The 20,685-nt window shown below is 41.6% G+C and carries 17 protein-coding genes; 6 read left to right on the top strand and 11 right to left on the bottom strand.

From position 1 onward, the window contains the following. Positions 1-146 precede the first annotated feature (146 nt). Complete coding sequence (locus tag ABXG83_RS12695; RefSeq protein WP_353549240.1) at positions 147-3,524, bottom strand: vitamin B12-dependent ribonucleotide reductase; 3,378 nt, start codon at positions 3,522-3,524, stop codon at positions 147-149. 392 nt (positions 3,525-3,916) lie between these two features. Here ABXG83_RS12695 and ABXG83_RS12690 point away from each other — a divergent pair, with 392 nt between their 5' ends. Continuing rightward, the gene (locus ABXG83_RS12690) at positions 3,917-4,681 is read left to right on the top strand and encodes a geranylgeranylglyceryl/heptaprenylglyceryl phosphate synthase (protein ID WP_353549239.1); all 765 of its coding nucleotides are present in this window, start codon (positions 3,917-3,919) and stop codon (positions 4,679-4,681) included. Positions 4,682-4,799: 118 nt separating this feature from the next. Further along, positions 4,800-5,471, top strand: a complete 672-nt coding sequence (locus tag ABXG83_RS12685) for a hypothetical protein (RefSeq protein WP_353549238.1) — start codon at positions 4,800-4,802, stop codon at positions 5,469-5,471. Here ABXG83_RS12685 and ABXG83_RS12680 read toward each other — a convergent pair. The 4 genes from ABXG83_RS12680 to ABXG83_RS12665 form a co-directional block, all read right to left on the bottom strand. Continuing rightward, positions 5,468-6,352, bottom strand: coding sequence for a DUF1684 domain-containing protein (locus ABXG83_RS12680; protein ID WP_353549237.1), 885 nt, complete (start codon positions 6,350-6,352; stop codon positions 5,468-5,470). The genes ABXG83_RS12685 and ABXG83_RS12680 overlap by 4 nt on opposite strands. A gap of 75 nt (positions 6,353-6,427) precedes the next feature. Further along, entirely contained in the window at positions 6,428-7,729 is a 1,302-nt protein-coding gene (locus ABXG83_RS12675; RefSeq protein ID WP_353549236.1) for a M28 family peptidase, read from the bottom strand. Positions 7,730-7,854: 125 nt separating this feature from the next. Then, a complete protein-coding gene (locus ABXG83_RS12670) occupies positions 7,855-8,586 on the bottom strand; it encodes a response regulator (RefSeq protein WP_353549235.1) in 732 nt (243 codons plus the stop codon). Positions 8,587-8,606: 20 nt separating this feature from the next. Next, the gene (locus ABXG83_RS12665; RefSeq protein ID WP_353549234.1) at positions 8,607-9,671 is read right to left on the bottom strand and encodes a histidine kinase; all 1,065 of its coding nucleotides are present in this window, start codon (positions 9,669-9,671) and stop codon (positions 8,607-8,609) included. A gap of 191 nt (positions 9,672-9,862) precedes the next feature. Here ABXG83_RS12665 and dxs point away from each other — a divergent pair, with 191 nt between their 5' ends. Then, positions 9,863-11,794, top strand: a complete 1,932-nt coding sequence (gene dxs / locus ABXG83_RS12660) for a 1-deoxy-D-xylulose-5-phosphate synthase (RefSeq protein WP_353549233.1) — start codon at positions 9,863-9,865, stop codon at positions 11,792-11,794. 64 nt (positions 11,795-11,858) lie between these two features. On the opposite strand, the gene ABXG83_RS12655 is transcribed toward dxs, so the two are convergent. Next, positions 11,859-12,689 carry a segregation/condensation protein A gene (locus tag ABXG83_RS12655; protein WP_353549232.1) on the bottom strand — a complete coding sequence of 277 codons (831 nt, stop codon included), beginning with the start codon at positions 12,687-12,689 and terminating at the stop codon, positions 11,859-11,861. A 200-nt stretch (positions 12,690-12,889) separates the two neighbouring features. After that, positions 12,890-13,324 (bottom strand): large-conductance mechanosensitive channel protein MscL, encoded by a 435-nt coding sequence (gene mscL, locus ABXG83_RS12650; RefSeq protein ID WP_353549231.1) that lies wholly within the window; start codon positions 13,322-13,324, stop codon positions 12,890-12,892. An 84-nt stretch (positions 13,325-13,408) separates the two neighbouring features. Here mscL and ABXG83_RS12645 point away from each other — a divergent pair, with 84 nt between their 5' ends. Then, on the top strand, positions 13,409-14,284 hold the full coding sequence (locus tag ABXG83_RS12645) for a DMT family transporter (protein ID WP_353549230.1): 876 nt from the start codon (positions 13,409-13,411) through the stop codon (positions 14,282-14,284). Between the two features lie 68 nt (positions 14,285-14,352). Here ABXG83_RS12645 and frr read toward each other — a convergent pair whose 3' ends face one another. Next, on the bottom strand, positions 14,353-14,916 hold the full coding sequence (frr, locus tag ABXG83_RS12640) for a ribosome recycling factor (protein WP_353549229.1): 564 nt from the start codon (positions 14,914-14,916) through the stop codon (positions 14,353-14,355). 44 nt (positions 14,917-14,960) lie between these two features. Here frr and ABXG83_RS12635 point away from each other — a divergent pair, with 44 nt between their 5' ends. Next, positions 14,961-15,926 (top strand): transketolase, encoded by a 966-nt coding sequence (locus tag ABXG83_RS12635; RefSeq protein WP_353549228.1) that lies wholly within the window; start codon positions 14,961-14,963, stop codon positions 15,924-15,926. 147 nt (positions 15,927-16,073) lie between these two features. Here the strand turns inward: ABXG83_RS12635 and ABXG83_RS12630 are convergent, their stop codons facing one another. Further along, positions 16,074-17,279, bottom strand: a complete 1,206-nt coding sequence (locus ABXG83_RS12630; protein ID WP_353549227.1) for an ABC transporter permease — start codon at positions 17,277-17,279, stop codon at positions 16,074-16,076. A gap of 93 nt (positions 17,280-17,372) precedes the next feature. Then, positions 17,373-17,747 (bottom strand): 30S ribosome-binding factor RbfA, encoded by a 375-nt coding sequence (rbfA, locus tag ABXG83_RS12625; protein ID WP_353549226.1) that lies wholly within the window; start codon positions 17,745-17,747, stop codon positions 17,373-17,375. A 64-nt stretch (positions 17,748-17,811) separates the two neighbouring features. Between rbfA and ABXG83_RS12620 the strand changes: the two genes are divergently transcribed. Next, entirely contained in the window at positions 17,812-19,632 is a 1,821-nt protein-coding gene (locus ABXG83_RS12620; protein ID WP_353549225.1) for an ABC transporter ATP-binding protein, read from the top strand. A 97-nt stretch (positions 19,633-19,729) separates the two neighbouring features. On the opposite strand, the gene ABXG83_RS12615 is transcribed toward ABXG83_RS12620, so the two are convergent. Next, entirely contained in the window at positions 19,730-20,680 is a 951-nt protein-coding gene (locus tag ABXG83_RS12615) for a TraR/DksA C4-type zinc finger protein (protein ID WP_353549224.1), read from the bottom strand. Positions 20,681-20,685 lie beyond the last annotated feature (5 nt).

Below are 20,685 nucleotides of genomic sequence, written 5' to 3'. Positions count from 1 at the left end.
AAATAAAAAAGAGCATTCCTTCATCGTGATTTACGACTGAGCAGGAGCCCACTTGGTATGATGCGTAGGTGGTGTAACAATAAAAAAACCGCCCCTTAAAAGGAAGCGGTTTCTCATTGTATTTACTAACAATTTCATGTTAACTACTAGCTACAGCCCATGCTATTACCACAGTTCAAGCACTTGTAACAAGTACCCGAGCGAATGGTGATATGTCCGCAAGTGTTACAAGCAGGAGCATCACTTTGCATGTTCTTCGCTGCTGCATTCACTGCATCCATTCCGCTGTTCTCTGCTTTTACAGATGCTGTTGCGCGCTGTAATTTTTGAGGTTGTGCAGCAGGAGTGGTATTTGCCGAAGGAGCGGTTACACGAACACTGCTCAATTCAGGCTTTCCCAATAATGTAGCATCGCCATCATCTTCACCGGTATTACCGATCGTTGGACGATCCAGTACATGTACCAGGTCTGTTCTTCCTAGGTATTCGTAAGCCAATGCTCGGAATACAAAGTCTACCAGTGAAGTAGTGGTCTTGATATTCGGATGGTCTACCATACCGGATGGTTCAAACTTGGTGAATACAAACTTCTCTACAAACTCTTCCAGTGGCACACCATATTGTAAGCCTACAGAAACAGCGATCGCGAAGCAGTTCATAAAGCTGCGAAGGGTTGAACCTTCTTTAGCAAGATCGATGAAGATCTCACCCAATGTTCCGTCTGCATATTCACCGGTACGTAAGAAGATCACTTGTCCGCCGATCTTTGCTTTCTGTGTGAAACCACGACGCTTAGCAGGCAATGATTTTTTCTCAACGATGGTTGACAACTGACGCTTCAACTTCGTATCAGTAGACGCGTTCATGCGCTTCTGTACTTCTTCCAATAACTCATCCACAGTCAATTGACTCAGGTCAACGATATTAGAACCTGTTTCAATAGCAGGTGTTTCTTCATTGGCAGCTTGCACCTTATCGCTTGAAGTATCTTCTTCTTTCTTCTTCTTATCAGACTTATTGCTCAATGGCTGACTCAGCTTAGAACCATCACGGTACAATGCATTTGCTTTCAGACCCAACTTCCAGCTCAGCATATAACAATCAGCGATTTCCTCTACTGATGCTTCATGAGGCAGGTTGATGGTCTTAGAGATCGCACCACTCAAGAAAGGCTGACAAGCACCCATCATACGGATGTGTCCGTAAGCATGGATATAACGCTCTCCTTTTTTACCACATTTATTGGCACAATCAAATACAGGCAAATGTTCATCTTTCAGGTATGGAGCACCTTCGATGGTCATGGTACCGCATACATAATCATTGGCAGCATCGATTTGATCTTCAGTGAAGCCTAATGCTTCCAAGAGGTTGAAGCTCCAATCAGCATATTGCTCTTCTTTAAATCCTAAACGCTGCATGCACTCATCTCCCAGTGTAAAGCGGTTGAAGATGAATCCGATCTCAAAAGCAGATTTAGCAGCGCCATTCAACTTAGCGATCTCATCGGCTGTAAATCCTTTAGCAGCAAGGGTTTCATTGTTGATGAAAGGAGCACCTTCAAAAGAAGCGGCACCTACAGCATATTTTTCAATAGCAGTGGCTTCTGATTCATTATAACCTAAATTCTTTAAGGCCTGAGGTACAGACTGGTTGATGATCTTGAAATAACCACCACCGGATAATTTCTTGAATTTCACTAATGCGAAATCAGGTTCAACACCGGTAGTATCGCAATCCATAACCAATCCAATGGTTCCTGTTGGAGCGATCACGGTAGTTTGCGCATTGCGATAACCATATTGCTCACCCAATTGTACTGCATCATCCCATGCTTTGGTAGCAGCTTTCAACAGGTAATCAGGACAATATTTTGCTTTGATACCTTGTGGTTTGATCTCCAATCCAACATATGCATCTTCAGCATCATAAGCAGCTGCACGGTGATTGCGCATAACACGCAACATGTCTTCTTTATTTTCTTCGTACTTGTCAAAAGCACCAAGGAAAGAAGCCATTTCTGCAGAGGTTTTATAAGCCACACCGGTCATGATCGCAGAGATCGCACCAGCAATACCGCGAGCTTCTTCGCTGTCATAAGCAATACCGCTTACCATCAACATAGAACCGAGGTTCGCGAAGCCAAGACCCAGTGTACGGTAATCGTAAGACAGCTGTGCCACTTCTTTTGAAGGGAACTGAGCCATCAATACAGAGATCTCCAGTACGGTGGTCCATAAGCGGGTAGTATATTCAAATCCTTCTACATCAAATACATTGGTATCATCATCATGAAACTTACGCAGGTTGATAGAAGCTAGGTTACAAGCAGTATTGTCCAGGAACATGTACTCTGAACAAGGGTTAGATGCATTGATACGACCGCCTTTTGGACAGGTATGCCATTCGTTGATGGTTGTATCATACTGTGTACCCGGATCCGCACAACGCCATGCAGCATAAGCGATCTTATCCCATACTTCACGGGCAGGGATCTTTTTCATGGTACGACCATCGGTACGGGCTTTCAATTCCCAATCACCATCTTCTTCCAATGCTTTGAAGAAACTATTAGGGATACGAACTGAGTTATTGGAATTTTGTCCGGATACAGTTGCGTATGCTTCTCCTTCATAACTATTGTCATAACCGGCAGCTACCAGGGCAGCTACTTTTTTCTCTTCTTCTACTTTCCAGTTGATGAAGTCCATGATCTCTGGGTGATCCAGATCCAGACACACCATTTTGGCAGCGCGACGTGTTGTTCCACCGCTTTTGATAGCGCCAGCTGCGCGGTCTCCGATCTTCAGGAAACTCATCAATCCGCTTGAAGTACCGCCACCGCTCAGTTTTTCTCCGCTACCACGAATTTGTGAAAAGTTGGTACCCACACCAGAACCATATTTGAAAATGCGGGCCTCGCGTGTCCACAGATCCATGATACCACCTTCGTTCACTAAGTCGTCGCTCACGCTCAGAATGAAACAGGCATGCGGCTGTGGGCGCTCATATGCGTTGGTAGACTTTTTCAGTTTACCGTCTTTAGCATCTACATAATAGTGACCTTGTGGTTTTCCGGTAATACCATACACTTCATGTAATCCGGTATTGAACCACTGAGGTGAGTTGGGTACGCATGCCTGATTCAGGATGCTGTATACCAATTCATCATAAAATATTTGGGCATCTTTTTCAGAAGCGAAATAACCATAACGCTCTCCCCATACGCGCCAACAATGTGCCATACGGTGTGCTACTTGCTTCACGCTCGTTTCTCTTCCCACTGAACCATCGGGTTGCGGAACACCGGCCTTGCGGAAATATTTCTGGGCAAGGATATCGGTGGCGATCTGGCTCCATTGTTTAGGAACCTCCACGTTGTTCATTTCAAATACTTTTTCACCATTTGGATTTTTAATCACAGAATCTCTGTAATCGTATTCAAACTGGTCGTACGGACTAACGCCTTCTTGGGTAAAGCGACGTCCGAATTGCAAGCCTTTCTTAGAGCGAGTAGTAGCCATAATGCAGTTCTGATTTTAGCGGTTATTTAATGGGTCCCAGCGGATTAACGAAATGTTAAGCGGTTGACGAAAATATCTTTCCGATTTGATAATCCAAGTCCGTAAATATGCACAGCTTGTGAATAAAGAGTGTGAATTTTTTCACACCTCAAATCAGGGTTGAATTTGCGGGAATATCCCCCGTTGTGGGAAAGATTTTTTGGCATCTACCCTTGTTGAATAAAGAATTTTCCGTAAATAAAAAGGTAGAACAAAACGGAAATTTCTGCTTTTAAAAGGCCTTAAATTGCTTTCAACACATTATCTTTCAAATAAATACGAAACAAACAGGGGTTTAGCACCTTAAACAAAAACTTTTCTGCATTTTTGCAGTAGCATCTATATAATACTGAATGAAGCAGGTCATATATCAGCAATTGGCAGAAAGAAAGGAGGCGGGCAAGAAATCCTTCACCGTACTTATTGATCCTGACAAGGTCGACAATGCTAGCATTGAACAGTTGGTATCCCTATCTGTAGATGCGAAGGTGGACTATTTCTTTCTGGGTGGAAGTCTGGTGATCTCCAGTCACCTGGATGAATGCATCCAGCAAATCAAAGCTGCCTGCGATATTCCCGTGATTTTGTTTCCCGGCTCTCCTTCTCAAGTAAGTAAATATGCGGATGCGCTTTTATACCTGTCACTGATCTCGGGTCGTAATCCGGAATTATTGATCGGACAGCATGTGATCAGTGCACCTTTCGTGAAAAAGAGTGGTCTTGAGATCATGCCAACAGGTTATATGGTCGTTGACGGCGGCGCTCCTACTACCGTTTCCTATATCTCCAATGCAACCCCGATTCCGGCTGATAAAAACGAGATCGCAATGTGTACTGCCATGGCCGGCGAAATGCTGGGCATGAAATTGATCTATATGGATGCAGGTAGTGGTGCCAAAAGACCCATCACTGAAAATATGATCGAAAAAGTAGCCCGTCATATTGAAATTCCATTGATCATCGGCGGCGGGATCACCGACCCAGAAAAAGCCTACCGCAATTGCAAAGCCGGAGCTGACGTGATCGTGATCGGTAACGCCATTGAAAAAGATGTTTCTTTGATCAAGGAAATGAGCGCAGCCATTCACAGTAGCTCTATGGTTCAGCAGAACGGTTGATCTACCTCTTTTTATTTCAATAGAACCCATACCCATTAAGGAAATCAGCCCTTACCGTTAATGGAATTCATTGATGCCTGAATAGGCAATTGTTTTTCTTTGTACAAATTAAACCCTTATGAACAACGTCCCTTTGTATCTACCATTGGGCTTTGTAGCCACTGTTTTACTGACCTGTTTCTTTTTAGTAAAAGCTGCTCACGGTAATAAAATTGTTGCAGGTCTTTTGATCCTTTGGATGATCGGACAAGGTAGCATTGCAGCTACAGGTTTCTATACAAATACACAAACCTTACCACCAAGGTTTTTGGCCTTGTTACTGCCTCCTGTATCACTCGTCATCATTTTATTTGCCACTTCGAAAGGACGTAACTTTATCGATCTACTCAGACCTGATCAATTAACGCTATTACATGTTGTGAGGATCCCGGTAGAGCTTTGCTTATTCTCTTTGTATACACTTCAACTGGTGCCCGAACTGATGACTTTTGAAGGAATCAACTTTGATATCATTTCTGGTATCTCAGCACCGCTGGTTGCTTATTTGGGCTATTACAAAAAGCTACTCAACAAAACAGTGTTACTGATCTGGAATCTGATTTGCTTAGGGCTATTGATCAATATCGCTTACCACGGTATTCTTTCCGTACCTACATCTTTTCAGCGTTTTGGTTTTGAACAACCGAATATCGGGTTGACGCATTTCCCTTATGTATTTCTTCCCGGATTGATTGTTCCGGTTGTGCTATTTGCGCACTTGAGCAGTATCAGACAATTGCTAAAATCTTAGTGATCACCTACTCTCTTTTCTCCCGCTTCTATTGCAAGATGTAATATGTTTTGCGAAGGAGGTAAAAGACAAGTGGCATAAGATGTAAATACACATGGAGGATTGAATGCTTTATTGAAATCGAGTACAGTGATGCCATCTTCGCCTGGCATAGCTGCATACAAATAACGTCCGGATGCATAAGTAGACTGACCACTTGTTCGATCACCAAAAACAATAAACAGTTTATTACCCTCCTGCAATGCGTCGAGACTATAGGTTTCACCTTGCAAATCGAAAACAAGTTTTCCAGGTGAAAACTGTTGTGTTATTTGTCCAAGTACATTGGCTACTGGAATCTTTTTAGGAATAAGTGGAGGAACCAGTTTCGCTTTTACGCGAAATAATGTGTTCACCGGAAAACATGGAATGTGCTGCAAGGCATCGATAGCAGGATTTTTTAGATCTCTGAAACGTATACCAATCAACTCATCTCTTTGTAATAATGTCCATCGATAATGCGCAAAAGACATAGTCGACTGTTGCAATGAATCTGCATGGAAGACTACTTGTTCCTTTTGTGATCTTCCATTCGTTAATAATGCAATATCCTTTTCCAGGACCTGTTTGACCATATTCCCCTTTCTTTCAAAATATCCAACCTGCGCAGGAAAAGATGGTATCGGGAAACGAATATCATCAGTGGCACTTCCACCAAAATACTGTTTACCTTCTTTGATCCAGAAAAGTCCGGCCAGATTCAGCCATCCATTTTCAGCTTTTAATTCAATGATCCGCTCTTTCTTCCATTGGGCAATCTCTTCCTCGTAACTCAATTTTTGAGCTTGTACAAATAGAGATAGCAAAAGGAAGATGATAAAAAGGGCGTTTCTTAAATTCATCTGAGCGCAATTTCTAGTAAGGTATAAAAAAGAAAAAGGCTGTCCATGTGAACAGCCTTTCCTAACAAGCATTTTTTATCTCAGATCACTTGTATTCACTCTCGTAGGTGTATCTTTTCCACTCACAATACCTCTCGAACTCAATGCGATCGCGCGAATGATGCGTGTCATGTTATCAACATCAATAGTGTTGAATTCATCACTCGCTTTATGGTAATAAGGATCAACATCGATCTTGGTAGTAGAAATGGTATGTGCAGGTACTCCTAATCTTGCAAGGGTTGCATTATCAGAGCGATAAAACAATTGTTGTGCAGGATAAGGATCTGGATAGAATGTAAAGTCGGTTCCTGCTAAATTCGACTGCAGGATCTTACCCATATCTGTTTTTTCGTAGCCAGTGATGAATGCAGAATTCTTTCCCCACTTACTTTCTGATCCGATCATTTCAATGTTGAACATTGCCATTACTTGCTCAGGATTGAATTGACGTGAAAAATAAGTAGAACCATAGCCTCCTACTTCTTCCGCGGTAAAAGCAACAAAGATCAATGTACGCTCATTGTTATTGATGGCTTTGAAATATTGTGCGAGCACCATCATAGCTGTTGTTCCTGCAGCATCATCATTTGCACCATTAAAGATCGAATCTGTTTGAACATTCCCGTTTCGATCTTTACCCATGATCCCTAAATGGTCATAGTGACCTGAAAAGATCACGTATTCATTTTTTTTGCTCTTGCCCGGCAGCACACCTACCACATTCGCTAACGGCATTTCTGTGACCTCATGTTTGCTTTCGATACTGTAGGTCTTAGGATCAGTAGTGGCCAACATGAAAACAAGGTTCTTATCTGTTTTGAAAAGGTTGCTCTTCATCCTTGTGAGCGTACCCATGGCACGTGCATGACTGGTATCCACCAAAACAAAATAATTTTTGTTGGCGGTCATCAACTTTCTTGCTTCTGTAACGAGATTCGCCCCTTTACCAATGGTTATTTTTTCGTAACCGGATTGTTCTGTCACTTTGATCTCAGGTTGACAAGTCATCACAATCACATCTCTGCTATCAACACTGATGCCATCGATACTTGCGGTTACGCTAATGAACTTAGGACGTACCATGGCAAACTGTTGCAAGTAAGAGCCACTGTTGTTCCAGGTTTGCAATCCGGTTTTTTTGAACTCATCAGCGATAAATGCAGCTGCTTTGTCTATCCCTTTTGTGAAAGTTCTTCGGCCTTCCATTTCATCGGAAGACAATATCTTCTCAATTCTGGCTACTTCTTTTTCCGAGATCAGATCTTCTATCTTCTGCGCAAAACTGCTCAGCGATAACAATAAAAAGGCTGCAAGTAATAGGTTGTTTTTTTTCATATGGGGCTAATAGTAAATGAACCATAGTCCATGGTCCATGGTTAGGAAGATATGGTTTGATAATTATTCTGATTAACCAAGACGTTACCATCCATGGTCTATGGACCATGGACGATCAACCTTCTTTACAGACTCATCATTTCTTTAAACTTCACCGTTTGTCTGCGGCTTACTTCGATCTTTTCGCCACCTTTCAGGTCAACTAGCAGACCGCCGTTAAAGTAAGGTTCGATTTTTTCGATCCAGCGAAGGTTGATGATATGTTTACGGTTAGCACGGAAGAACATACGATCGTCCAATCTTTCTTCCAGTGCATTGAGTGATTTTAAGATCAATGGTTTATTGGTACCAAAGAAAACTTTAGCATAGTTACCAACACTTTCAAACAAACGGATCTCACCCAACTTTACAAACCAGCAACGCTCACCGTCTTTTACAAAGACCTGATCGTGTTCTGTAAGAGGACCTCTATTGATTCCATTCAATCCGGCGGATTCTTTAAAGATCTCAGCTTGCAGTTTTTGGATCGCATCAGCCAAACGTTTTGGTTCGATGGGTTTCAGCAGATAATCCAAAGCATTGACTTCAAAAGCTTTGATGGCATACTCATCATATGCAGTTGTAAAGATCACTTTTGGTGCCTTCTCTACTTCTGCCAGCAGATCAAAGCCGGTTTTACCGGGCATTTGAATATCGAGGAAGATCAGGTCTGGATTGAGGGACTCAATTTTTTCGATCCCATCATCCACATTAGCTGCTTCTTCAATTACCTCTATATCTGAGTGATCCTGCAATAATTTTTTTAACTCATTACGTGCAAGTCTTTCATCATCAATAATGATCGCTTTGATAGCCATAGATCGGTTATTATATAGAATTAAGAATAAACAGGTTGTACAGGCATTTTCACCACCGCTTCTACCATATTGCCTCCAATATCCCTGATCTCAAAGTTAGCTTTTCCGCCGAATAATAACTTCAGTCGGTTTCGGGTACTGTTGATACCAAATCCATCTGAGTTGGTGGTACTATTCAATTGCCCTGTATTTTGAATGATCAGTTCATGATGGTTATCTCTGTAATCAGAAATCACTTTGATCAATCCACCATCTTTTTGCTTCCCGATACCATGTTTAATGGCATTCTCAACCAATGTCTGTAACATCATCGGAGGCACTGGTTGGTCTAAGGTATCTTCATCGATCTCATACTCTACACGTAGTCTGTCCTCAAATCGGATATGTTCCAATGCCAGATAATCTTTTACAATATTCAATTCCTTTTCAAAAGGAACGGTCTCTAATTTTTCTGCCTGCATACTGCTACGCAGGATATTGCTCAACTCAGTGATCGCAGTACGGGCGCGATTCGGATTCTCATCCACCAATGCACGAATACTATTCAATGCATTAAAAATAAAGTGTGGATTGATGTGCGATTTAATGGTTTTAAGTTCCAGTTCTTTTACAAGGCTTTCCAGTTTTACTTTCTGGATCTCACTCTTCGTACCCAATTCCACATAATGCCAAATGTAATAAATTGACACCCAAACTAGTATCATGGGTGAATCAAAAATCAGGTTGGACAAGAATCTTTTTGCCACCGAAGCCTTGATGGCGGGGTCATAATATTGCAACCATTCCACTACTGCACTATTGGATAAGCTGTACAATACAATAATGCATAAAATAGTAATGGTCAACAACCACCATTTATTGGAATCAATAGGTGGACGAAGCTCCATTCTAATCACCAACTCACGTAATAAATGTGTAAATACCATACCCGTGAGAATGGTTACGACCAAACGATAATAAAATATCTCATTAATAGCGCCCTGACGATCTCTGAAGACAAAGGCAAAGAAAACCATGGTCAATCCGTAGAACAACCACCCCCCTAACTGGCACCACCAATACAAAGTAGATTTACTAGTCTTCATGTGGGAACAAATATAGCGGGAAAGCATCGCCGACTTATCCCGAAATTTGATTAAAGGCAAAAAGCACACTTGTTTGGCGTAAATTAATGTTCCTTGCCGACGAACCTTCTCTTTTGCCAACTGTTTCTTTACTTATTCTTGGCATATTGCTAAACACGAAAAGCCTATTTTTACATTTCAAACCCTTCCGCATGGAGATTAAACCGGGACAGTTACTAGGTAGAATCAATAACCCCGACGACCTTAAAACCCTTACCAGAGAGCAATTACATCAGGTTTGTGATGAATTGAGGCAGTATATCATTGATGTGGTAAGTGTTCATGGCGGACATTTTGCTGCCAGTTTGGGGGTGGTAGAACTAAGCGTTGCTCTTCATTATGTGTACAATACACCTTATGATCAATTGGTATGGGATGTGGGACATCAGGCTTATGGACATAAGATCCTGACGGGTCGCCGTGACCAATTCATTACCAATCGCAAATACAAAGGCCTGAGCGGCTTCCCAAAACGCTCTGAGAGTCAATACGATACATTCGGTGTAGGACATTCCTCCACCTCTATTTCAGCCGCTTTAGGGATGGCCATGGCTGCCAAATACAAGGGGGAGAACCGAAAATCCATTGCAGTGATCGGTGATGGGTCCATGACAGCGGGCATGGCTTTCGAAGCCATGAACCATGCCGGTGTGGCGGATAGCGATGTATTGATCATCCTGAACGATAATTGTATGAGCATCGACCCGAATGTGGGTGCTCTGAAAGAATATTTGACCGATATCAGCACATCACCTACCTACAACAAAGTAAGAGATGAAGTGTGGAATCTATTGGGTAAACTGCCTGTCGGTAAAAACTTAAGTCGCGACCTCGCTTCAAAAATTGAAGCTGGCGTGAAAGGGGTGGTGAGCAAGAGCAGTAACCTTTTTGAAGCGCTGAAGATTCGTTATTTCGGTCCAATCGACGGACATAACATCACCAAACTGGTAGATACTTTAAAAGATCTGAGAGAGATTCCAGGTCCAAAGTTGTTGCATATCATTACCACAAAAGGAAAAGGATATGCACTGGCAGAAAAAGACCAAACCAAATGGCATGCCCCGGGCTTGTTTGATAAAGTAACCGGCGAGATCTACAAGAAAAAGATCGATGTTCCTCAGCCGCCTAAATACCAGGATGTTTTCGGGCATACCATGATCGAACTGGCGGAAATGAATGATAAAGTGATGGGGGTTACACCGGCAATGCCTAGTGGTTCCTCACTCAAATTCATGATGGAAAAAATGCCTCACCGCGCCTTCGATGTTGGTATCTGCGAACAGCATGCAGTGACCCTTAGCGCCGGATTGGCCACACAGGGAATGCGTGTGTTCTGTAATATTTACTCTTCCTTTATGCAACGCGCCTATGATCAGGTAGTGCATGATGTGGCGATACAAAAACTGCCTGTTGTACTTTGCTTGGACAGAGCAGGACTAGTTGGAGAAGATGGACCTACACACCATGGTTGTTATGATATTCCTTACATGCGTTGTATTCCGAACCTGATCGTGAGTGCACCGATGAATGAACAGGAATTACGCAACCTCATGTATACTGCACAATTAGAAAAAACGGAATATCCATTTGTGATTCGCTACCCACGTGGTGAAGGTGTAATGCCAGAATGGAGAACTGCTTTTGAAGAAGTACAGATCGGTAAGGGAAAAAAAATTAAAGATGGAAGAGAAGTTGCGATTTTAAGCTTCGGACATCCGGGTAATTTTGCAACAGCAGCGATCAGAGAATTGAGAACAGAAGGATTGGATCCTGCACATTACGATCTGCGTTTTGTGAAACCAATAGATGAAGATCTGTTGCAAGAAGCTTTCAGCAAATACAATAAAATTGTAACTGTTGAAGATGGAACGGTAGTGGGCGGTTTCGGATCAGCCGTATTGGAATTCATGAATCAGCATGGTTATAAAGCTGATGTGAAAGTGTTGGGTATCCCTGACAGACTCGTAGAACACGGTACACCTAAAGAATTACATAGAGAATGTGCTTATGACGCACAAGGAATAGCAGATGCTGTTCGCGAATTGATGCGTGAGACAGTGACTGCTACTGTGTTGTTGGGATAATTTCTCTCAAATAAAATCTGTGAATCTGTGGCCAATAAATAAAACCACAGATTCACAGATTTTTTTATTCGGCAATAGGTGTAGGATCGTCAGTAAACGTGTTGGTAAAATCTTCGTCAGTAAGGCCTTCTTCTTTCAATTCTTCTTCACGTTTATCATTCCACTCTACAATGAAATTATTCTTTCCTTCTGCCACCAACAGTTTCATGAATTTTTGCTGGGTCAATTCAAGAATAGACAGGAATAAGAAGATAGCATGTATTCTGTCGTTACAGACTTCAAATACTTTTTCAAAAGCTACTGTTTTTTCTTTCGCGACAAAGTCAAGCATATAATCACGACTTCCTTCCATGGTGTAATTATAGCGCACCACAGTATGTACCGGTTTATTCTGTCGATCATGTACGCGCTGCATCACTTTTTCAAAAGCTTTCATCAGCTTGAACATCGTGATGTTTTGTATCTCTGTTCCTTCAGAAGCATCTTCGCCGATCTCAACCAATTCCTTTTGGAGGTTACCGCGTTTTACCATCAACATACGCATCGCTTCCATTTCAGCCATTTGAACAGCGGCTTCTTTAAAGCGTTTGTATTCCAGAATTTTATCGATCAATTCCTGGCGAGGATCTATCTCATTTCCTTGGGCATCGATTTCTTTACGCGGCAATAACAATCTCGCCTTGATGCGCATCAGTGTAGATACAAAGAGAATGAACTCACTACTCAGCTCAATATTCAATTTCTCTCCCTGATGAATAAAATCGAGGAAGTCTTGAATGATCTTAGTAATGGGAATATTATAGATATCCAGTTCATCCCGCTCAATAAAAAACAAAAGCAGGTCGAAAGGACCTTCAAACTGGTCTAATTTGATTTGATAATTCACAGTATTCACAACACAAACTTTAGCTGCAAAGAAAACCCCTTCAGGTCTTATTTCGACCGGAAGGGGGTAATATTTATCCACCGAGTCGATGGTCAATGGCCCATAGACCATCGTTGAGATGATAAGAATTAGATCCTTAAGCTATAAAGCTATTGCCTTACTAGCCTATGACCGCATTCCTACCATGGACTATAGACTACGAACACGGACTAGTCTACCTTCTTCAAAGAATCCCTGATCTCAGCCAGTAATTTCTCAGTTTCTGATGGACCGGCTGCTGCAGGAGCTTCTGCCGGGGCTTTCATTTTATTGATGCCTTTAATTACCAGAAACACTACAAATGCCACAATGATGAAATCCAGGACATTGGTGATAAACGCTCCGTATTTGATAGAGACCTCTGCTGCAGCTTCTGTAACTACGGCGCCACTGGCATCCTTTACTTCAGCAATTGCCTCTTTTAATACCCATACTTTATCATTAAAATCAACACCACCTGTCAGCATACCGACCAACGGCATCACAATTCCATCTACGAATGATGTAACGATCTTCCCAAATGAAGCACCCATGACAAAGGCTACTGCTATGTCTACCAGATTGCCCCGCATGGCAAAGTCTTTAAATTCTTTTAGCATTCCCATAGTTGAATTGGTTTGGTGAGTAATGAAAATACCTAATATAATTGAATAATGAAAGCAATCCCTCACCTTTACAAAAACAACACATTGAGAGATCGGATTATCAACTGGGGCATCTTTTTATTGTTATCTGTTATTTGGGGAAGTTCTTTTATTCTAATGAAAGAAGGCATGCATGTCTTGACCCCTTACCAGGTAGCATCAATACGTATTCTAAGTGCAGGACTGATCCTTACACCCTTTGCAGTAAAAGCACTCAAGCAAATACCTCAAAACAAGTGGCTGCTGGTGATCTTATCGGGATTATTGGGTAATTTTTTCCCTGCATATTTATTCTGTATTGCTGAAACACAGATAGACAGTTCATTGGCAGGTATCCTCAATGCACTAACTCCATTGTTTACCATACTCGTAGGCATTTCATTTTTTCAGTTGAAAGCAAATGCTACTAAAATCGCCGGTGTGATCATTGGTTTTATTGGACTATGCCTATTGATGTTTACAGGCAAAACCGTTAGCTTTCAAAATATCTCTTATGCAGGATTGGTGCTTTTAGCAACCGTTTTTTATGGCATCAATGTAAATATGGTAGGCAGACATATGAAAGAAGTGGGATCACTGAATATTGCTTCTCTTGCATTTGTATTCCTGATCATTCCATCCGCGATCATTTTATACTACACCGGATATACTGAAATGGCTTTGTCTGAAACAAGTGTTATCAAAGCTACAGGTGCTTCATTTATCCTTGGTGTCTTGGGAACTGCTTTTGCTTCTATTATCTTCTATATGCTCGTAAAAAGAGCAGGAACATTGTTCGCCTCTATGGTTACTTACGGAATCCCATTCGTAGCTGTTTTCTGGGGATTATTAGATGGCGAACAGATCACACTATTGCAAATCGGATGTCTGGGAATTATTCTTTGTGGGGTATACCTGGTAAATAAGAAAGAGAAAGTTTGATTTTTTGATCTTTGATTTCTTGATTTGTCTTTTGTGGATCAAGAAATCAAAGATCAAAAAATCAAAGATCACACTGCCATTACTTCTTTTTCTTTCGCGGCCAAATGTTTATCTACTAGAGAGATGAATTTATCGGTAATGTCTTGAATACTTTTTTCTGCATCTTTTGCAGCGTCTTCACTAAGACCATCTTTTTGCAATTTCTTTACCTGCTCAATCGCATCGCGACGGATATTTCGGATCGCTACTTTAGAATGCTCTCCTTCACCTGCCGCTTTTTTTACCAACTCTCTTCTTCTTTCTTCTGTTAACGGAGGCAAGAATAAACGCAACTGAACACCATCGTTCTGAGGAGTGATGCCAATATTAGCCGCCATGATTGCTCTTTCAATCGCTGCAAGCATATTTTTCTCCCATGGCTGAATACTAATAGTACGCACATCCAAAACACTAATATTCGCTACCTGATTGATAGGAGTGGGTGAGCCATAATAATCTACCATAATACCATCCAACATGGTTGGATTGGCTTTCCCCGCCCTGATCTTGGTGAGCTCCGTTTCCAAATGACTAATGGCCTTGGTCATACTTTCTTCCGTATCGGCCAATATTAAATCCAGATCTTCTGACATATGATGGTTTTGAGGGGGCAAATATAGTGAATAGTCCATAGTCGATGGTCCATAGTAATTTGTTTGATTTCTACCCTCATCAGTTGATATTTTCTTGCCATGTACCATGGACCATCGACTATGAACTATCGACTATTCCCCTATCTTCGCAACCACAAAACAAGCATATGGCAAGTATTCAGGAATTGAAAGCCGCGGCCAGTCAAATTAGGCGCGATATCGTTCGAATGGTTCATGGGGTTCAGAGCGGACACCCTGGTGGTTCTTTGGGTTGTACCGATTTCCTTACCGCTCTGTTTTTTCATACCATGAAACACGACCGCCAGTTCAAGATGGATGGTGTTGGTGAAGATCTTTTCTTCCTTTCTAACGGACATATTTCTCCTGTTTATTATTCAGTGCTTTCACGTTCCGGTTATTTTGATAAGCAAGAACTGGCCAGCTTCCGTAAACTCAATACCCGCTTACAAGGTCACCCTACTACTCATGAGCATTTACCCGGTGTAAGAATTGCCAGTGGCTCTTTGGGTCAGGGTATGAGTGTAGCCATAGGTGCTGCCCTTACAAAAAAATACAACAACGATCCACACCTTGTTTTCTCTCTCCATGGAGATGGTGAATTACAAGAAGGACAAATTTGGGAAGCAGTGATGTTCGCAGCCCACAATAAGGTAGATAACCTGATCGCTACCGTTGACTGGAACGGACAACAGATCGATGGTCCGACCAGCAAAGTATTGTCACTCGATAATCTTCACGATAAATTCAAAGCCTTTAACTGGACCGTTCTGGACATGAATGGAAATGATATGGAAGATGTAGTAGCTGTATTGGATAAAGCAAAATCAATGACAGGACAAGGCAAACCTATCTGTATCATGATGAAAACAGAAATGGGTAAAGGTGTTGACTTCATGGAAGGTAGCCACGAATGGCATGGCATCGCCCCAAGTGATGAGCAATTGGCGAAAGCTTTAGGACAGTTAGAAGAAACTTTGGGAGACTACTAAAAGAAGTGAAAATTGAAAATACTTTTATCAGAGCCGCTTAGAAAAACTAAGCGGCTCTTTCATGTTACCGATATGTGCATACTTCTTTACCGCTGTGGCAAGAACCACCGAACTACACAAAGTTCAGCACTGCGTTAGATGGAGGGTTTATTTGAGCGCAAGCTCTTGGCGACTGGCTTTTCGGGATGGGATCCATGCTGCAAGAAAACCAATGATGGTAACTGTTCCCAATACCAATAAATAATCAGTTGCTATCAGCTTTACAGGATAGGCTTTGACGATGAATGTATCTCCTGCCAATTTGATAAGTTCAAACTTAATTTGTAACCAACATATAAGGGTCGCCAACAACATTCCAAGAGCCGCGCCAAAACCTGCCAGCAGCAATCCTTCAGAAAGAAAAATCGCTTGTATTCTTTTTTGAGAAGCACCCATCGCTTGTAATACAGCTATATCTTTTTGCTTTTCCAAAACCAGCATCGTCAGTGCACCGATCATATTGAAAGCGGCTACAATCAGTATCAAAGAAAGGATGGCATAGATCACCCACTTTTCCATTTGCATAACAGCATACAAACTTTTGTTTTGCTCATACCTGGTTTGAACAATATACTTATCTCCCAGTGTCGCCTGCAACTGTTCTTTGACCTGATCTGCATCACCACGCACTTTAATTTCCGCAGCGCTATACTCATCTGCTTCCATATTCAGCATATAACGAAAGAAAGCCAGATTGGTAAAAGCATATTTGTTATCAAACTCTTGTTGTACCTGGAATGTACCACTCGCGCGGATATTATTGACACTGAGTCCATCCAAAGAATTAAAATTTGCTTTCCGATTCGGAGTGTACAATGTAAGAGGATATACACCCCGCTCCACATCTGCTCCAATCGCATTTTCAATTCCATAACCCAAAACAATAGATGGGTCTTCCAATGTACCCAAAGAGAACTTACCACGCTTGATATGTTCCGTAATTTTATTGGTAGTTACATATTGCTCATCAACTCCCTTTACAAGTACAATTGATTGATAAGGACCATTCACCAACAATGCTTTCTCTTCTGCAACCAAACTGAAGACAGCCACTCCGGGTGTTGATTTGATCTGTTGCTGAAGTTGATGATTGAGTAAGATGGTTTTGCCTTTTGCAGGAGAAATACGGATATCGGTATAAAAATCTGTGTACAACCCTTTTACCAACTCTTCAAAACCATTGAAAACACTGAGAATAATGATCAATGCAGCACACCCCACCGTTATAGCCGTAACGCTGATCCATGCAATGACATTGATGGCATTGGTAGATTTTTTTGACCTAAAATAGCGCCAAGCAAATAGAACGTTCACGGGATGGGTCGTGTGGTTGGTTAAATATATTAGTTTGGGTGAGTAGTGAGTTTAAAAATCATTCACTACTCACTACTGACTACTCACTATTCATTACTCACTCTCTTCCCCCTTCTTCTCCTCACTAATATTTTTAAATATCTCTTCCATCTTAAATACATAATCCAAGGTATCATCAAGATAGAAATGAAGAACAGGAATTCGGCGAAGTTGATGTTTCATTTTATCAGCCAACTCTTTTTTGATCTCCCATGCGCGACCTTCAATGGTTTTCATGGTGGCTTTGGTATCTTTTACCTGAAACAAACTAAGATAGATTCTTGCTTCTAACAGATCCGGAGTAACCTTAACAGAGGAAATAGATACCATTCCTCCATCGAGCATGGAAAGATTCAGTCTCCTGAAAATATCATTCATTTCCTCCTGAATGGCTCCTGCTACCTGACGCTGACGTTTTCCTTCTTCCATGTTGAACTGTTTGATTGGCTGTAAAATTACTTACTTTGCTGTGTTTTACCGATTTTATCCTGATATGAAGCGCTTTTCAAGAATACTTTTTTACTTAAGGAGTCAGAAGCAAAACATCGTATTGTACCTGATTTTCACCCTATTCTCTATCCTGTTTTCATTGGTATCACTGGCCATGCTTGCGCCTTTTCTTCAATTGCTATTCAATAAAGCAGCCCTGATCAATGTTGAGCCGGAGTTCTCTTTAACTGCCAATGGGGTGTTAAATTATCTCAAATACTTTATCAGTAAAATGATCACTGAAAAAGGTGAGATATATGCTTTAGGTGCAATTTGCGGTCTGATCATCATCTCAATTTTCTTCAAAAACGTCTTCACATACCTCTCTTTTAGGGTATTGGCACCCATGAGAAATTATGTCATGACCAAACTCCGTGCTGACCTTTACAGTAAAATATTAGAACTCCCGATCGGATATTTTACAGAACAAAGGAAAGGCGATATCATCAGTCGCATGAGCAATGACGCTAATGAAGTAGAATGGAGTGTCATGGGAACATTAGAAGCACTGATACGTGATCCTTTAAACATTATCATCATACTGGTTTTTCTGGTGATGCTAAGTCCGGCATTGTCATTATTCCTATTGGTATTACTACCACTTACCGGTTTTATCATTGGCAGACTGAGTCGTTCACTGAAAAAACAATCTACTTCCTCACAGGAAAAATTAGGTACACTGATGTCGATTCTTGATGAAACACTTGGTGGACTACGTGTCATCAAAGCATTCAATGCTGAGAAGATTTTACACAGCAAATTCATCAGTAATAACAATACGTTGAACCAGATCCGAAACAAGATGAACTTCAGAAAAGATCTGGCTTCACCGATGTCTGAATTTTTGGGTGTACTGGTATTGTCTTGTATTCTTTGGTTTGGTGGAAAATTGGTATTGGATGGACAATTTGGTTTGGAACCCGAGAGCTTTATTACCTATATCGTATTCTTTACGCAGATCATCAATCCGGCGAAATCCTTATCCGGCTCATTTTACAGCGCACAACGCGGTAGTGCCGCCATTCAACGAATTGAAGAAATTTTAAAAGCACCTGTTACTGTTACAGATCAACCTAATGCAAAGACATTGACCGAATTCAATGATAGCATTGAATTTAAAAATGTTTCTTTTTCTTATGAGGATGTAACCATTTTAAAAAATATCAACCTGAAAATCAAAAAAGGAAAAACCATTGCTTTGGTAGGCTCATCAGGTGCGGGAAAAAGTACATTGGCAGATCTTATCCCGCGTTTTCATGATGTCAGTGGTGGTGAGTTGCTGATAGATGGTGTAAACATCAAGGAGTACACGTTACACTCAATTCGGAATCAGATGGGGATCGTAACGCAGGAGCCGATCTTGTTCAATGATACCATTGCGAATAATATTGCGTTAGGTATCGATCATGCAGATCAAGAGCAAATAGAACAGGCAGCACGGGTTGCCAATGCCTATGATTTTATTCATCGTAAAGAAGAAGGATTTGATACCAATATTGGTGACAGAGGAAGTAAACTCAGTGGCGGCGAACGTCAGCGTGTAACCATTGCACGTGCTGTATTGAAGAATCCACCAATTTTAATTTTGGATGAAGCTACTTCATCTCTTGATACAGAAAGTGAAAGACTGGTACAAGATGCGATCAATAACATGATGCAACAAAGAACCTCAATTGTCATTGCCCATCGCCTCTCCACGATTCGCAATGCTGACGAGATCATCGTTCTCCAAAAAGGAGAAATCGCAGAAAGAGGTACACACGATGAATTACTGTTAAAAGGAGGGATTTATAAGAAATTAGTTGAAATGCAGGAAGTGAGATGAATAGTGAGTAGTGAGTAACATAAAAAGAGAAGCCCTCAAGTAAAATTGAGGGCTTCTCTTTTATTTTTAAGTTGTTAAACTCACTACTGACTACTCACTATTCTGCACTAGGCTTCACTAAACCCAGTTTAGCTTCTAAACTCAATGTAGCATGTGGAACCGCACGTAAGCGTGCTTTATCGATCAACTTACCGGTTACACGACAAATACCGTAGGTTTTGTTTTCGATTCGCATCAACGCTTTTTCAAGGTGATCGATGTAAGTGATCTGGCGGCTGGCCATTTGACTGAGCTGTTCTCTTTCCATGCTCATACTACCATCTTCCATGGTCATGTAACGCGCATCATCATTATCACCACCCATTTCATCTTTACGGGTGATCAGACCCTGAAGATAGGTCAGCTCTTTTTTAGCTGCTTCCAGTTTCTTATTGATCAACTCACGGAATTCATTTAAGTCCGCATCACTATACTTTACTAATGTCTCGTTACTTCTCACAGTTTCTACTCTTTTTTCTAATGGTGTATATCCGGGCTGATATGGGACGCTACTTTTGGTACTGGTCTTAGGAACTTTTACCTCTTTCAGCGGCTCAGGTGCTTTACGCACTGGTTTAACAGGCGGTGCAGGTGGCCCTTTTGGTTCAGGTTTCTTCATCGGAGGTAAAGGCGTGGATACAGGCTTTGCAGCTGGTGCTGGCGCTGCGGGTTTTACCGGAGCTTTTGCAGCAGGCTTAGCCGGTACAGCTGCTTTTTTTACAGGAGCCGGAGCTGGTTTAGGTGCTGGCTTCGCTGCTTTCACAGGTGCTTTAGCAGCTGGCTTAGGAGCAGGTTTTGCAGCAGCCTTCTTAGGCGCCGGTTTAACTGCTGCTTTCTTAGCAGGAGCCGCTTTTTTAGCAGCCGGTTTAGGTGCCGGTTTCGCTGCTTTTTTAGGAGCAGGCTTAGCAGCAGCCTTCTTAGGTGCTGGTTTTGAAGCTGTTTTCTTGGCTGGTGCCGCCTTTGGAGCCGGTTTTTTCGCTGCCTTAGGGGCTGGTTTCTTAGTAGCCATACGCT

Source organism: Sediminibacterium sp. KACHI17 (genome assembly GCF_040362915.1).
Taxonomy (GTDB): domain Bacteria; phylum Bacteroidota; class Bacteroidia; order Chitinophagales; family Chitinophagaceae; genus Sediminibacterium.
This window is presented reverse-complemented; position numbering and strand designations above follow the sequence as displayed.